Source organism: Prevotella sp. Sow4_E9_plate (genome assembly GCF_052116205.1).
Taxonomy (GTDB): Bacteria; Bacteroidota; Bacteroidia; order Bacteroidales; family Bacteroidaceae; genus Prevotella.
The window spans coordinates 1-14,150 of the sequence record NZ_JBQKLN010000036.1 but is presented as its reverse complement, the minus strand read 5'-3'; the positions used below and the strand labels follow the sequence as shown (position 1 = coordinate 14,150).

The 14,150-nt window shown below is 43.0% G+C and carries 10 protein-coding genes and 1 rRNA gene; 2 read left to right on the top strand and 9 right to left on the bottom strand.

Annotated elements, in window-relative coordinates:
- Positions 1 to 65 precede the first annotated feature (65 nt).
- The 6 genes from ACTQ53_RS12680 to ACTQ53_RS12655 form a co-directional block, all read right to left on the bottom strand.
- Complete coding sequence (locus ACTQ53_RS12680; protein WP_441933298.1) at positions 66 to 1,814, bottom strand: membrane dipeptidase; 1,749 nt, start codon at positions 1,812 to 1,814, stop codon at positions 66 to 68.
- A 23-nt stretch (positions 1,815 to 1,837) separates the two neighbouring features.
- Positions 1,838 to 2,305, bottom strand: coding sequence for an Lrp/AsnC family transcriptional regulator (locus tag ACTQ53_RS12675; RefSeq protein WP_153123959.1), 468 nt, complete (start codon positions 2,303 to 2,305; stop codon positions 1,838 to 1,840).
- 189 nt (positions 2,306 to 2,494) lie between these two features.
- Positions 2,495 to 4,873, bottom strand: a complete 2,379-nt coding sequence (locus ACTQ53_RS12670; protein ID WP_441933296.1) for a glycoside hydrolase family 3 C-terminal domain-containing protein — start codon at positions 4,871 to 4,873, stop codon at positions 2,495 to 2,497.
- 548 nt (positions 4,874 to 5,421) lie between these two features.
- On the bottom strand, positions 5,422 to 6,399 hold the full coding sequence (locus ACTQ53_RS12665) for an FKBP-type peptidyl-prolyl cis-trans isomerase (protein WP_294969417.1): 978 nt from the start codon (positions 6,397 to 6,399) through the stop codon (positions 5,422 to 5,424).
- 54 nt (positions 6,400 to 6,453) lie between these two features.
- Positions 6,454 to 7,329, bottom strand: a complete 876-nt coding sequence (locus tag ACTQ53_RS12660; protein WP_153123953.1) for an FKBP-type peptidyl-prolyl cis-trans isomerase — start codon at positions 7,327 to 7,329, stop codon at positions 6,454 to 6,456.
- Positions 7,330 to 7,366: 37 nt separating this feature from the next.
- Positions 7,367 to 7,969, bottom strand: coding sequence for an FKBP-type peptidyl-prolyl cis-trans isomerase (locus ACTQ53_RS12655; protein ID WP_153123951.1), 603 nt, complete (start codon positions 7,967 to 7,969; stop codon positions 7,367 to 7,369).
- Positions 7,970 to 8,111: 142 nt separating this feature from the next.
- On the opposite strand from ACTQ53_RS12655, the gene ACTQ53_RS12650 reads away from it, so the two are divergent.
- Complete coding sequence (locus ACTQ53_RS12650) at positions 8,112 to 8,810, top strand: NAD-dependent deacylase (protein ID WP_294969421.1); 699 nt, start codon at positions 8,112 to 8,114, stop codon at positions 8,808 to 8,810.
- Between the two features lie 107 nt (positions 8,811 to 8,917).
- On the opposite strand, the gene ACTQ53_RS12645 is transcribed toward ACTQ53_RS12650, so the two are convergent.
- The gene (locus ACTQ53_RS12645) at positions 8,918 to 10,633 is read right to left on the bottom strand and encodes a Na/Pi cotransporter family protein (RefSeq protein ID WP_295346042.1); all 1,716 of its coding nucleotides are present in this window, start codon (positions 10,631 to 10,633) and stop codon (positions 8,918 to 8,920) included.
- A 342-nt stretch (positions 10,634 to 10,975) separates the two neighbouring features.
- Between ACTQ53_RS12645 and rnr the strand changes: the two genes are divergently transcribed.
- On the top strand, positions 10,976 to 13,276 hold the full coding sequence (gene rnr, locus ACTQ53_RS12640) for a ribonuclease R (RefSeq protein ID WP_441933292.1): 2,301 nt from the start codon (positions 10,976 to 10,978) through the stop codon (positions 13,274 to 13,276).
- 66 nt (positions 13,277 to 13,342) lie between these two features.
- On the opposite strand, the gene ACTQ53_RS12635 is transcribed toward rnr, so the two are convergent.
- Positions 13,343 to 13,912 carry a hypothetical protein gene (locus tag ACTQ53_RS12635; protein WP_294969430.1) on the bottom strand — a complete coding sequence of 190 codons (570 nt, stop codon included), beginning with the start codon at positions 13,910 to 13,912 and terminating at the stop codon, positions 13,343 to 13,345.
- A gap of 124 nt (positions 13,913 to 14,036) precedes the next feature.
- Positions 14,037 to 14,149, bottom strand: a 5S ribosomal RNA gene (rrf, locus tag ACTQ53_RS12630).
- Between the last annotated feature and the right edge of the window lies 1 nt (position 14,150).

The window sequence follows — 14,150 nt, the reverse complement described above, 5'->3', positions numbered from 1 at the left end:
AACTGTCGAATTGGCTTTCCCTTTGGCCGCCTAACGTTGTTTCGTCGTTCTTCACTCTTCATTCTTCACTTTCCAAAGTTCTGCACCTGCGTCATCACTCTGAGCCAGTTGCCTCCCCATATCTTTGCGATATCCTGCTCGCTATACTTGCGGCGCAGCAGCTGGAGGGTGAAGTTGATGAGTTCAGAAGAATCGGCAAGTCCGCGGATGCCTCCATCTCCATCAAAATCGGTACCGAGACCTACATGGTCGATGCCCATCACCTCGATGGCATGCTCCAGATGGGCAATGGCATCCATGATGTCTGCCTCGCCCTCCTTGCGCAGGAATCCATGATAGAGCGTAGTATGAGCCACACCACCACGGGCTGCCAAGGCACGCATCTGATCGTCGGTCAGGTTGCGAGGCACATCGCAGAGGGAACGGCTGCTGCTATGGCTACACACGATAGGAGTCTGACTGATTTCCAGTGCATCATAGAAACTCTTTTCGCCTGCATGACTCAAATCTACCATAATGCCAAGTCGGTTCATCTCCTGAATCACCTTCTCGCCAAAACTGCTCACACCATTATGGGTATTACAGCCACGGGCACTATCACAGATATCGTTATCGCCATTGTGACAAAGGGTAATATACACAATACCACGCTGTGCAAAGTGCTTTACATTGCTCAGGTCATGCTCCAAAGCCAAACCGTTTTCTATACCCAGCATGATGCTCTTTCTGCCCTTGCGCTTATCGCTATACAGGTCGGCAGGTATACGGGCTATACTGAGGTAAGCCCTATTCTTGCTGACGATTTCCTCTATCTTATCGAAGATGAGATCGGCATACTGAGCAGGTCCCTGCACATCAAAAGCCACCTTGCTGCTGAAGCTTTCACCTATCTGAGGCTGAGGCAAATAAGCCACCATGGTAGTAGCATCCTGGCGTCCATCGGTCATCTTATGCAAATCTACGAGAATGCGGGAATCACGATGATCGAACTTGATGCCTTGCGGGAAGAACATCGGTGTATCACAATGCGTATCAAGGGTAAGGATGCGCTTATGCAACTCCTTGGCAGCATAGAAATTATTAGCCTGGTTCACAAGCCAATGGAAAATCTTTCCTCCTTCCTCTCCAAGCCATTCCGGATGCCATTGTACGCCAAGTATCTGCTTATACTCGTTGCTTTCTATCGCCTCTATGATTCCATCAGTAGACTTGGCTATGATGCGCATGTGCTTGCCAGGCTCACTTACAGCCTGATGATGGAAAGAATTAACAAGAATCTTTTCTGCCCCATATATATTATATAAGGTGGAATCTTTCTTGATTTCTACACTATGGGTAGGTTCTGAACGATCAGCATCCTGACTGTGCTTCACCATCTGCTTGATGTCCTGATACACCTTGCCTCCCAAGGCTATTGCCAATGTCTGGATGCCACGGCAGATGCCCAACATCGGAATCTGGCGATTGAAAGCCAGACGAACCAGCATCAGCTCGGCCGCATCACGCTCCTGATTGATGTTATGAAGACGAGGCGAAGGTTCTTCGCCCATCCACAGAGGGTTATGATCTCCCCCACCCGTCAGAATCAAAGCATCGAGATGCTCCAGGGTGTTGACGATGACTGTACTATCGGCAACGGGAGGAATAATGACAGGCGTACCACCTGCCGCTATTACCTGCTTATAATAACGATCACGAAGCGTTGCATCAATGTTTTCGTAATTGGCTGTGATGCCTATTACGGGTTGATGCTTCGCTTCGGGAAAAGAAGAGTACGCACCCTTGAGATGCGACTCCAAGTCAAATGTTTCCATTTGTTTATTCTTTTTCAAAAATATTATTCATCCTCCAAGAGAACAGGAATCTCACGCTTGATACTCTGCTCAAGCGAGATGAGTGTTTCGGTAGAAACCACACCAGGAATTGCCTGCAACTTGTTGTTGAGCAAATCCATGAGCTGCTCATTGTCACGAGCATACAACTTGATGAGCATCGTATAAGAACCGGTAGTAAAGTGGCACTCTACAATCTCTGGGATATTCTGGAGTCGCTCTACTACCTTCTTGTACATATTACCACGCTCCAAGTTGAGTCCTACATAAGTGCATGTAGAATAACCTAAACTCTTAGGGTTTACATCGAAACCGCTACCTGTGATGAAACCATCCTCCATCAAGTGCTGAACACGCTGATGGATGGCTGCACGAGACACGCCGCACTCAGCAGCTACGTCTTTGAAAGGAATACGGGCATTCTTAGAAAGGATGCCGAGTATCTTTCTGTCAAGATTGTCAATCTTTTCCATTTTTGTCTATTTTATATGTTGCTATTTTTAGGTACTCTTCTATACCAGATAGCAAAATTAATAAAAACTATTGAAAGAAACAACAAAATGCACGAACATTTTGCAATATCCGTGCATTTTGTTGTTTTTTATACTGTTTTTAACCAAAAACCTTGGCATTTTGCTACTTTTAGTAGAAAAATCATACGCTTATCTGATAACCTCGGAGAAGTAATGATCACGCAAAGGTTTCACCACTTTATCACCCGTCAAAACTATCTGCTGCTTAAGACGGATGTCTTGAGAAGAGGCTCCAATCTTCAGTTCATACGTTCCAGGAGCAATGTTCCATTGACGATTGCCTTGATGAGAATAATAACCGAACTGATCAGTATAGAACTTGATGCATACTCTCTTGGTTTCGCCAGGATTGAGAGAGATGCGGGCAAAGCCCTGCAACTGGATAGGATGAATATGCTGGTTGCTCTGAGTTGGCGACAGATATACCTGCGCTATCTCATCGGCACGAACCTTACCCGTATTGGTAACCTCAAAGTAGATATTGCTCGACTCTGAAGCCGTAGAGAGCTCCTTAACTGCCTGCAAGTTCTTATAGGCAAAGGTTGTATAGCTCAATCCATAACCGAAAGGCCACTCTACACGGGCATCCTGCCGGGTGGAATAATTATAGCAGATAGGCTCATAAACCTCAGTATTAGGATAGCTGACACTCAGCTTGGCAGATGGTGAAATCTTGCCATAAAGAATGTCAGCCACAGCTGTACCACCCTCTTCACCTGGATACCAGGCCTGGATGACTGCTGCACAACGCTTGGCTATCTTGGAGATAACCTGCGCACGACCGCCGAAGACTACCAGGACTACAGGTTTGCCCGTAGCCAAGAGTTCCTCAACATATTCCTCTTGCTTACCAGGAAGCTTGAGACCATCTCGCTCACGATTCTCACCACAGAGCATCACATTCTCACCTACAGCAGCAACGATAACATCGCTTTCCTTTGCCATCGCCAAAGCTTCTGCCTTGTCTGCCTTCTCGCCAGAATCAACCTTGCGATGCAGGAGCTGATACTCCCAAGCACGCTTATCGCCAGACTCTTCAAATTTGGTCTCTATCTCCTCTGTCCAGTCACAACCACGAGAATACTTAATATTAATCCCCTCAGGTTTACCAGCCTGCATTGCCTCTAGCAATTTAACGATATGTGGCAAGTGGCTATCATCCCATTTTTTCTTCCAACTCTGCCAGAAATAGAACATTGAAGGGAAAGAGTAGTCGCCACACATCGCCCAGATAGAATTGGCATTAGGACCTGTGAGCAAGATATTCTTAACCTGATTGGTGCTGTGAACATCGGCCTCCTTCACAAGAGGCAAAACACCATTATTCTCTAATAAGACGATAGACTGACTGGCAATATCGTAAGCCGTCTGCCGTTCTTCCTTTGTATCAAGTTTTACATCCTCCGTACTATACAGATATGGATTCTTATCCATCAGTCCTGTACGAATCTTGTAACGCAGAACATCCTTTACAGCACGCTCAAAGACTTCTTTCTTAACAAGTCCCTTATCCAAGGCTTCCTGTAAATACTGATAGTTTTCGCCTCTAGGAAAATCAACATCATTGCCACCCTTGATAGCAGCTACAGCTTTCTGAAGAGGAGTATCAAGTCCCGGCAACTGATCAATGGCAGTATAATCGCTCACCACCATTCCATCGAATCCGAGATAATCTCGCAAAATATCGTTGAGAATCTCACTATTTGCCACGCACTTGGTACCATGAACAGCATGATAACCCGGCATCAAAGCCTTGCAACCTGCCAGACGAATCATCGTCTCATGAGGCAAAAGGATATCTTCCATCATCTCCTTCTCATCAGCATCACCGCCACCACCATATCCCAGATAGTGTTTAGAGCAAGCTCCCACTCCCTTCTTGAGATCGCCCTGCTGAAGACCCTTGACAAAAGCTGTACCCATAACGGCAGAAAGATAGCCATCCTCACCGTATGATTCTTCCAGACGATTAAAACTTGGAGTACGGCAGACGTCTACCATAGGAGAAAGCGACAATACGCCACCCATCTTGCGAAGAGCGGTACCTGTCTGCAAAGTCTTGAGCTCAGCCAACTCTGGATTGAATGAGCAAGCCTGACCTATCTGCTGTGGATAGACTGTTGCATCTTGCGTATTGATACCCGAAAGAACTTCCTCGTGAAAAAGAGCCGGGATTCCGTTAGGGGTATGATGCATCAACCAATCTTGTACAACAGCCACACGCTTTCGCAAGAAATTGGCATCAACCAATTCCTGACTGGCATACTGTGAAAAATGCCCAATACCATAAGGAATGAGCTGCTTGCATTTGACGGTATCCAAATTGCCTTCCGCATCAAAAAGCTCATCCATATACCCACTCCTCAACTGAGCGATACGCTCTGGCTGTGACATTCTGCTGTAGAGTTCATCTACCCGTTGGTTCACTTGCAGCTCCGTATTGCTTATATTACCGCAACTAGCCATCAGCATGGTTGCACATACGGTTGTTGTAATTTGTTTCATCATTATCTTTCAGGTTAAAAATATGATTATTGAAGTTGTTTATTACCAGGTGCAAAGATAATACAAATAAGAGAACCTGCAGATTCACTTTTCCCATTTTTTATGCAAAAGCAACAAACACAAACGTAAAAGAAACAAAGAGGGAGGCATAAGTCCATATGACGCACCTTTTTTTACTCCAGCGGAACCATTGATTAGAAAATATTTCTACTTTCGATATCAGTTGGAGCCTTTGATTGCAATCAACAGCCACTTTTAAGAGCTGTTGGGACTGATGATTGGAATCAACAGTCACTTTTAACATCATTGAAGCCATTGTTTGCAATCAACACCTGTTTTCAAGAGCCGTTGGGACTGATGATTGGAATCAACAGTCACTTTTAACATCATTGAAGCCATTGATTGCAATCAAAGGCTACTTTTAAAAGCCGTGGATGTTCTGATTCCAGTTTCCATGCCCGCAAAATGTAAAATAGGGATGTAATTAAAAAGAGAGAGGGTATGTCATAAACCAATGACATACCCTTCTCACCTTATTATATATGTAGCAATTACTTTCTCTTCTTTGAATGCGCAGCTTTCTTGGCAGCAGGTTTATCTACCTTCTTGTCGGCACTCTTTACTGCACCCACTGATACATCATCCTTCAATTCACCAGCAGGCTCAGAAGTTACTTCTGGCTTAACGATACTAACGAGTTCTAGATCGAAAACCAAAGTTGAGTATGGTGGAATCTGACCTGCCTGACGTTCACCGTATGCCAACTCATAAGGGATATAAAGCTGCCACTTGCTACCTACAGGCATTGTAGTGAGAGCTTCTGTCCAACCCTTAATCAAGTTACCGGCACGGAACTTGTCTGTTTTAGCACCACCATGCTTAGAAGTTGCATCAAAGACCGTTCCATCGATAAGACGGCCCTCGTAGATAACCTCAACCTCATCAGTAGCCTTAGGAACTTCTCCCTGACCAGCCTTGATTACTTTGTACTGCAATCCACTAGGCAAGACCTTCACTCCCGGTTTCTTGGCATTCTCTGCAAGGAATTTCTCGCCTGCACCTGCCAAAGCTTCCTTCTTGTACTCACCAGCTTTCTTCTCACTAAAGATAGTTGTATCATTGGCAATAGCTGCAACGAAACCACGGCTGAACATGGCAGCATCAATAGAATCCTTAGTGCTCTTCAATTCCTCACGAGTTCCTGGAAGGATGCGCTGAGAAACCATCTGGGCAATCTGCATACCGACGATGTATGCTGTGCCCTGAGGAGTATTTGCCTTATCTATTGCTTCCTCATAACCACGGATAAAATCTGCCATATAAGCAGTATCCACCTTATAACTCTGCTGAATGAATGGTATCAAACCACGTGTAGCATGAACACCGGCAGCATAACTCAAAGAGTCGCTTGCTGTAGATAAAACCACTGGGGTAACTTTCTTACGCCCCTTCTTCTTGTCTGCAGCATGAACTGTAAACAAAGAAGCACTCGCCACGAGGACGAGTGCTGTCAATAATATTTTCTTCATATTCTTAAAAGTCCTCTTCCTTAAAATAAAGCTTGAGTTCTCTTACAATATTAATTACTTACCACCTACTGAAATCAACTCAATCTTGAAGATCAAAACAGAGAATGGCTTGATCTGACCCTGCTCGCGCTCACCGTAAGCCAACTCCTGAGGGATATAAACTTCCCAAACAGAACCTGCTGGCATGTGAACCAAAGCCTCAGTCCAACCCTTGATAACCTGGTTAGCACGGAGATCTACAGCCTCACCACGCTTGAAAGAAGAATCAAATACCTTACCATCGATAGTCTTTCCCTCGTAGTTTACCTTTACCATAGAAGTATCCTTTGGCATAGGACCATTACCCTCCTTGATAACCTTATACTGAACACCTGAAGGAAGTGTTACAACACCTGGCTTCTTCTTGTTAGCTGCGAGGAACTTCTCACCAGCCACCTTATTTGGACCATATTCCTTCTCCATGTTCTTAGCCTTGATAGCCATCATCTTGGTCTGTGCAAGCTTAGCAGCCTCGTCGATTGTCATCAAGCCCTTCTTGCCAGTAGTACCTGAGATGAAACCAGCCATGAAGTTCTTCAAAGAGATAGTCTTGGTAGAATCCTCACCGAATACCTCATGATTGATACCCTTAACCATCTGGTTAGAAATCTGCTGACCAATCTGAATACCTGCATAGTAAGCAGCCTTCTTCTTGTCATCACCTGCATTAGCACCATCGTTAAGACCCTTGATGAAATCATCCATATAAGCGGTATCAACGCCCATACGCTCTACCATAAACTCTTTCAGACCCTGAGTCTGAGACATACCCATGGCATAACTCATTGTATCTACATCAGTCTTGAGATCTGCCTTAGGAGTTGAATTGCCACAACCTACAAATGTAGCTGCAGCACAAGCCACGAGGGCTCCGAAAAATAACTTTTTCATTTTTTACTTTTATGTTTTTATTCTATGTTCTCTGATATTACTTTACTGCAACAAGCTCTACATCAAAAATCAATGCTGAGAATGGAGGGATAGATGCACCAGCACCACGCTCACCGTAACCCAACTGATAAGGAATGAAGAAACGATACTTAGCGCCCTCGGTCATCAACTGAAGACCCTCGGTCCAACCAGCAATAACCTGATTCAATGGGAATGTTGCTGTCTGACCACGGTCGTAAGAACTATCAAACTTAGTACCATCAATGAGTGTACCCTCGTAGTGGCACTCTACCTGATCGGTAGCCTTAGGAGCCTTACCATTTCCCTCACGCAAAACCTGATACTGCAAACCACTCTTAGTAGTGATGATACCTTCCTTCTTGCCATTCTCAGCGAGGAACTTCTCACCAGCTTCCTTAGCAACCTTGCCCTTCTCTGCAGCAGCAGCCTGAGCCTTAGCTTCCTGCTCTGCGAAGAAATTCTGTACCAACTCCTGAGCCTCCTGCTCACCGAGCTGAAGTTTGCCTGCAATGGCATCCTTAACTGCCTGTGCAAAATCGTCGATATTCAAACTCTCTGCACCCATTGACGCCAACTGGCGACCGATGCCAATGCCTAAAGCATAACTTACTTTATCCATAATTTATCTAAAACTTTGTATTAATATTCTTTATTTTGTACTTATTGTCCTTAAAACGAGTGCAAAGATAACATTTTTCTCGCTGAAAACGATGCTATTTGAAGAAAAATTACTAAATTTGTGCATTCTTAATAGTAAGATTATGAAGAAACTCGTATTTTTAACCGGTGCAGGCATGTCTGTGGAGAGTGGTTTCAAAACTTTTCGCGGCAATGATGGCCTATGGGAAAACTATCCTGTAGAACAGATAGCGACCCATGAGGGATGGGAAGCTGACCCTACCCTAGTGACTAACTTTTATAACATGTTGCGCCATAAGCTCTATGCCGCTCAACCAAACAAGGGTCATAAGCTTATCAAAGAACTGGAGAAGAACTTTGAGGTAACTGTTATTACACAAAACGTAGATAATCTACATGAGAAGGCTGGTTCTTCGAATGTCATCCATCTACATGGCGAACTTTCTAAGGTTTGCTCTTCTCGCGATCCATACGATTATCGCTACATCAAGGAATTACCTGAGGATGACTGCGAGGTAAAACCGGGAACCGAAGCTGGAGATGGAAGCCTGTTGCGCCCATTTATCGTTTTCTTCGGCGAAAGCGTTCCTATGATTGAGCCGGCAGCCGAAGCTGTACAGCAAGCCGATATCTTCGTCATTATCGGAACCTCACTCAACGTTTATCCTGCTGCAGGTCTGATTTCATATACCAAGCCTCACATTCCTATCTATCTGATAGACCCGGGTGCTGTAAACACCAATGGATATTACAAGATAGAGCACATCATGAAAGGGGCTTCAGATGGTATGAAGGAACTGAAGGAAATATTGGAAAAATAAAAACATTCAGAATATATAAACAACAAAAGCAAACAGGGAAGCATCCATTGATACTTCCCCGTTTGCTTTTATTACTTTTATTTTCTTTCTATCAATAACATTCTGCATTACACAGCCTCAGATGTTCTGACTCCCATGCGAGCCTCGGCGACATTAACCACATAATCACCCAGTTTTTCGCATTCCTGAATGATATCCATATACAATGTACCTACACCATAGGTATAAAGATGGTTATCCACATCATCCAGGTTCTGGTTTCTCAACTGAGTACGATAATTATTAATCTCAGTCTCGATATTGTACGTATGGTTGAGATTGATAGAATGGCGTTCATGAGCAAACATATAGTTCATCTGAGTCAGCGCCTCATCTACCAACTTAAACATCTGATGAATGTTTTCACTCTGCTTGGCAGTAAACTCCTCCTTGTTTTCACCCTTGCGCTTAATGGTGCGGGCAAGATTGAAGCAACTGTCACCAATACTCTCGATTTCAGAAATCTCACGCAACATCGCACGGATCTTCGCCTTGGTATCATCACTCAGATGAGCATCGCTCACCTGATCAAGATACTTGGCAATCTCTATCTCCATATTATCAGAAATACCCTCATACTTCTCGATATGCTCATAGAGTTTGTCGAAAGTCTTGGAATCCTGAGTATCCAGCAACTCTCTCACCATACTAAACATACGATGGATACGCTCGCCGAAACTGCCGATTTCCTGCTGTGCCTCGAAGACAGAAAGTTCTGGGGTCTTCATGATGCCAGCCTGGATAAAGCGCAAACGGAAATCTTCATCCTCCTTATCTGCCTTAGGCTTGATAAGTTTGCAGACAACTTTTTCCAACTGTGGGATAAACCAAATCAGAACGCCCGTGTTGCAAACATTGAAACAGGTATGGAACATTGCCAAAACAATTGGCAACAACTTTGCCTTCTGTGCCGCAGACATACCACCATCAGGATCATACCCCACGATAGAGCAAACGAAATCTACAAATGGATAGAACAGGCAGAGAACCCAGATTACACCAAAGACATTGAATACCAGATGGGCCAAGGCTGCACGACGAGCCTGGGCATTGGCACCCAAAGCGGCAAGATTGGCTGTTGCGGTAGTTCCGATATTCTCACCCATTACCAAGGCAATACCCAGATAGATAGGGAGTACACCCGTAGAACAGAGTAAGATGGTGATGGCCATCACAGCTGCCGAACTCTGTACGATACAGGTTATAAGTGTACCAATCAGGAGGAAGACTACAATCGTAAAATGACTCTTCGTATCAAAAGATCCAAAGAAATCGATAACCGCCGGATTATGTTCCAGATCGAGAGCCTTACCCGCACTACTCAACAGAACGAGCGAGAAGAAGAGGAAGGCGATACCAAAAAGGAAATCTCCGAAATAACGGCGCTTCTTACTATAAATCAGCATAATGCCGAGGAAGAACGCAGGGAATACGACAATCGTTAAATCTACATTATAACCCAGCGACATAATCCAAGCCGTAAACGTGGTACCAATGTTGGCACCCATAATAACGGAAATTGCTTGGGCTAAGGTCAGCAAACCTGCATTTACAAAAGAAACCGTCATAACGGTAGTTGCAGAGGAACTCTGAACGGCACAGGTAATAAAGGTACCTGTAAGCATTCCCGTAAATCGGTTGGTTGTCATAGCACCCAAAATGTGGCGCAACTGAGATCCTGCCATCTTCTGCAAGGCCTCACTCATCACCTTCATACCATAGATGAGCAAAGCTAAAGAACCGAGAATCTGAAAAAAAATCACAAGATATTGACTTGTATCCATAATAATTTGTATTTGTGGAAATATTTGTTACGTTTCAGTTGCAAATATAATAAGAAATCTTCTTATTACGAAATATCTATATCGGATATTTCAAATTGTAACAACATTGTAACATCAGAGGCTTTCCAAAGCCTCTAAAACAGGAATGAAGCATTTCCGATGAGTAGAAAAAGCATATTCCTTTCTTCTACTCTTAAAAAGGGAAAAAAGACGGAATCTGTGCCCATTTTTGTTACATATTTGATAAAAAACGAAAAAAGATGCCAAGAAACTTTGTATTCTCCATTTTTTTTTGTTTCTTTGCCTTATAAAACTATTAACAGTCATATAACAGTCGAAATTATGGGAAAAGGTAAAAAAGGTGGCAAGAGAATGAATAAGGCGCAACTCACTGAGATGCTCCAGGAATTCTTTGCCCAAAGGCCAGGCGAAACGCTCAGCTTTAAAGAAATATTCCGTTCCCTCCATCTTACCACGCATCCACTCAAGATGCTGGCTATTGACGTCATGGAGGAAATGGCATGGGATGACTACCTAGCTAAGGTAAGTGATAATTCTTATCGCTTGAATCAAAGTATTCAGGTGATGGAAGGTAAATTCAATCGAAAAGCAAACGGCAAGAACTCGGTTATTCCTGATAACACTGAAAAACCTATATTCGTTTCTGAACGAAACTCTATGGGTGCACTAAACGGAGACCGTGTAGAGTTCACCTTTTTAGCTCGTCGAAAGAATCATATCAAAGAAGCCCAAGTTAATAAGATCCTAGAACGTGCCAAGGATACTTTCGTTGGTAGATTAAAGGTAGATAAAGACTTGGCTTATCTCGTAACACCTAGTGATGTTTTTGCTCACAATATCATCATACCTAGACGAAAGGTAAAGGGAGGAAAAACAGATGATAAGGCTGTAGTGCGTATCATCGAATGGCCTGATGGAGAAAACAAAAGCCCTATCGGTGAAGTTGTTGACATCCTCGGACAGATGGGTGACAATGATGTTGAAATGAACTCTATCCTCGCACAATATGGATTGCCTTATAAATATCCGAAGAACGTAGAGGATGCTGCCAACAAGATTTCGGGCGAAATCACAGAAAAGGATTACAAGGAACGCGAGGACTTCCGAAAGGTATTCACATGTACTATCGACCCTAAGGATGCTAAAGATTTCGATGATGCCTTGAGTATACAGAAATTAGAAAATGGCAACTGGCAAGTAGGCGTGCACATTGCAGATGTTTCTCACTATGTCACTGAAGGCAGTATCATAGATAAGGAAGCTGTAAAACGTGCAACATCGGTTTATCTCGTAGACCGCACAATACCAATGCTTCCAGAACGTTTATGCAACTTCATCTGTTCACTCCGTCCAAATGAAGAAAAACTAGCTTACAGCGTTATCTTTGAAATGGATGAGAATGCCAACGTGAAGAACTATCGCATCGTTCATACTGTCATTGAAAGCAATCGTAGATATAAATACGAAGAAGTACAAGAGCTTCTGGAAGCAAACGGCGTAATAGATGGTACAGGTGAGCCTGCTCCTGCAGAGACTAAAGAACACCCATATCAGGGTGAAAACGCTCTTCAACTCATTACACTAGACAAATTAGCAAAGAAATTGCGCGCTGCTCGATTCAAGAATGGTGCTGTAAAATTCGATCGTGAAGAATTGCATTTTGATATAGATGAGAAGGGAAAGCCTATACGATGCTATTACAAACGCTCTAAAGACGCCAATAAACTTGTCGAGGAGTTCATGCTACTCGCTAACAGAACTGTCGCAGAAAGCATCGGAAAGGTCAAGAAAGGCAAAAAGCCAAAAACGCTTCCTTATCGTATTCACGACAATCCTGACCCACAGAAATTGGAAACCCTTCGAGAGTTCGTTGTTAAGTTTGGGTATAAAATAAAGACAGAAGGCACCAAGGGTGCTACTGCCAAGAGTCTCAATAAACTGATGGCAGATTGTGATGGAAAACCTGAAAGCAACCTCATCCAAATGGTAGCACTACGTGCCATGATGAAGGCAAAATACTCTGTACATAACATTGGTCACTTCGGTCTTGCATTTGAATACTATACTCATTTCACTTCACCAATACGCCGCTATCCTGACACGATGGTACATCGCTTGCTAACCAAATATGCTGCTGGTGGTAGAAGTGCCAACGAAAAACATTATGAAGAGCTTTGTGAACATAGCTCTGAGATGGAACAAATAGCACAGAATGCTGAGCGTGACTCTATCAAATATAAAATGGTAGAATTCATGGGTGACAAACTCGGTGAAGAATTCGATGCCCACATCAGTGGTATCACATCCTACGGCATCTATGCGACGATAGACGAGAACCATTGCGAAGGCATGGTTCCTATGCGAGACATTGCTGATGACTATTACGATTTTGACGAAAAGAATTTTTGCTTGATAGGCCGTCGTCATCACAATAAATATTCTTTAGGTGATGCCATCCGTATCAAGGTTGCGCAAGCAAACTTAGAGAAGAAGCAGCTTGATTTCACTCTCGCTGGTGATTTTGCACCTATACGAAAAGAAAAGATAGCTACTGGTGATGCAAATAAAAAGGATAGAAAGAATTCAAAGCAAAAGACTCGTAATCATTGCAAACGTAAATAAGTAGATATATAAGATTTTTAAGAAAGAAAGGGTTGTCCATCCATGCGATGAGGCAACCCTTTTATTTTAAAAATTAACTTGATAATGTTGCTTGTATTTTGATTTATCAAAAAAGACGATTCCGGCATAATACAGATTGTAGGTAATTCCAGTATATTCGGAATATTGCAATCGATGCCAAAACTGCTTGTTTTTTCCATGATTTAAGCCCAAAACTACTAATAATGTTCTATCATTGCAAAAAGGCAATATAGAAGAATACAGCTCATCCTTATCTATATGATCTAAATCGATAACGACCAAATTCTTTGTGGAAGAATCATATAAGTCATACAAAGTACAAAGTACAGTTTTATAGCATCCTGCGTTAATGTAAGGAAAATAAAGAGATTCAATACTATAACACTTTTCGGGCTGCCAGTAATTAGCTAAGCGAAAAAGAAGTCTGCCTAGCTTATGTTGCAATCTGCCAGGCATCTCATAACGTTCTTCCAATTCAGAATATGCATAATAAGGATAATGCTCATTTATAACATATCGAATAAAGCTATAGGCAGAAGGTGACTGAACACCAAAACCGCGGCTATATTTACAGCGACACAACCATCTCCACCAAGTGCTTAAATAATAAAACATAATTATTTTTTTTTTGCAAAGATACAAAATACAATTAGATTATAGAACAATAGAACTCAAAATATACAATAGATAATAAAAGAAAAGCCTCAGAAATCTTTCGAAATCTGAGGCTCTTGATGAAAGGAGGCGGCTACCTACTCTCCCGCATTGCATTGCAGTACCATCGGCGCAAGTGAGCTTAACTTCTCTGTTCGGAATGGGAAGAGGTGGGACCTCACCGCAATAACCACCTGAT

Coding starts and splice junctions, on each gene's coding strand:
- ACTQ53_RS12635 (WP_294969430.1), bottom strand. CDS start 13,912: ATGTTTTATTATTTAAGCACTTGGTGGAGATGGTTGTGTCGCTGTAAA.
- ACTQ53_RS12675 (WP_153123959.1), bottom strand. CDS start 2,305: ATGGAAAAGATTGACAATCTTGACAGAAAGATACTCGGCATCCTTTCT.
- ACTQ53_RS12655 (WP_153123951.1), bottom strand. CDS start 7,969: ATGGATAAAGTAAGTTATGCTTTAGGCATTGGCATCGGTCGCCAGTTG.
- ACTQ53_RS12680 (WP_441933298.1), bottom strand. CDS start 1,814: ATGGAAACATTTGACTTGGAGTCGCATCTCAAGGGTGCGTACTCTTCT.
- ACTQ53_RS12660 (WP_153123953.1), bottom strand. CDS start 7,329: ATGAAAAAGTTATTTTTCGGAGCCCTCGTGGCTTGTGCTGCAGCTACA.
- ACTQ53_RS12665 (WP_294969417.1), bottom strand. CDS start 6,399: ATGAAGAAAATATTATTGACAGCACTCGTCCTCGTGGCGAGTGCTTCT.
- ACTQ53_RS12670 (WP_441933296.1), bottom strand. CDS start 4,873: ATGATGAAACAAATTACAACAACCGTATGTGCAACCATGCTGATGGCT.
- ACTQ53_RS12645 (WP_295346042.1), bottom strand. CDS start 10,633: ATGGATACAAGTCAATATCTTGTGATTTTTTTTCAGATTCTCGGTTCT.
- rnr (WP_441933292.1), top strand. CDS start 10,976: ATGGGAAAAGGTAAAAAAGGTGGCAAGAGAATGAATAAGGCGCAACTC.
- ACTQ53_RS12650 (WP_294969421.1), top strand. CDS start 8,112: ATGAAGAAACTCGTATTTTTAACCGGTGCAGGCATGTCTGTGGAGAGT.